Here is a 1,037-nt window from a genome sequence, read left to right as displayed (position 1 = left end):
CCGTTAATCTGCGATAATTCTATTTCTTTTAGAAAGAAAGTGCTAAAATAAAGTGAATGATTCTGGGGAGGATGACCACATTGGTTGTATTGAATAAGCTTTCATTAGACCATAAATACGGACAGCTTTTTTTGTTTGTCGTCATCATGATCCTTACACAGCATAAACTATTTATCTTTTCCTATGCTCTTTTGTTAGCGATGATTATATATTTGACGATTGTCGCAAATCAAAGTCGCGTTTTTGTCTGGGTTTTGGCCGCATATACGATTGGGTATTTAGTTTTATTATATGGCGATCGACTAATTGAAGAATTACCATTAAATATAAGTTCAATTATGATCATAAATCGTTCACTCCTATTATTCCCGATCCTTTTTATGGTCTATGTTATTAAGAAGTTTAAAAAGAATTGGAACCTTTATGGCTTGAAGCCTAATTGGATGGCAACCATTTCATTTCCATTTATATGGAGCGGATTCCACACTGTTACAATTAGAGTCTTTTTATTGATTGCCTTATGTATTAATCTAGCAGCATTTATTCCCTTCCTGTCTTTAACAAAATTTAATTTTGAAGACCTTAACTTCTTACTGTTTATCATCCTTTTTTCGATCATAAATGGTACACTGGAAGAAATCCTTTGGAGAGGAATCGTCTTAACTAGACTAGTAGATTTGGCAGGTGAAAAAGCTGCGGTTCTCTTTTCGGGATTAGGCTTTGGCTTATCACATCTTGCCTTTGGATACTCATGGTGGCTATGTTTACTTTTTGCATTAGGCGGTATATTCTATGCTGGTATTACCATTCGTTCAGGAAGCATTCTTCCCGCCATCATCTGGCATATTATATTCAATGTATTCATGATTTTAAGCGGAATTATTACGTATATAGGATAATGAACAGCCAAAGATAGTATGAAGGAGGATTTCATGATGAAAATACATATTAGCGATGAGGCTGCGGCTTGGTATGAAGATGAAATGTTTTTAAACAAAGGCGATTATGTTCGTTTTTTTGCACGCTATGGCGGATGC

The 1,037-nt window shown here is 35.0% G+C and carries 1 protein-coding gene and 1 pseudogene; both read left to right on the top strand.

All coding sequences use genetic code 11. The annotated features are described in order from the left end of the window. Window positions 1–80 precede the first annotated feature (80 nt). Complete coding sequence (locus tag V7149_RS23400; protein WP_335347981.1) at window positions 81–899, top strand: CPBP family intramembrane glutamic endopeptidase; 819 nt, start codon at window positions 81–83, stop codon at window positions 897–899. Window positions 900–935: 36 nt separating this feature from the next. Then, a pseudogene (locus V7149_RS26665) lies at window positions 936–1,037 on the top strand (hypothetical protein); the annotation flags it as partial.

It is taken from the genome of Bacillus sp. JJ1503, assembly GCF_036965125.1.
GTDB lineage: Bacteria > Bacillota > Bacilli > Bacillales > Cytobacillaceae > Cytobacillus.
The sequence above is the reverse complement of the archived record's forward strand: the minus strand, read 5'-3'. Positions and strand labels throughout refer to the sequence as shown.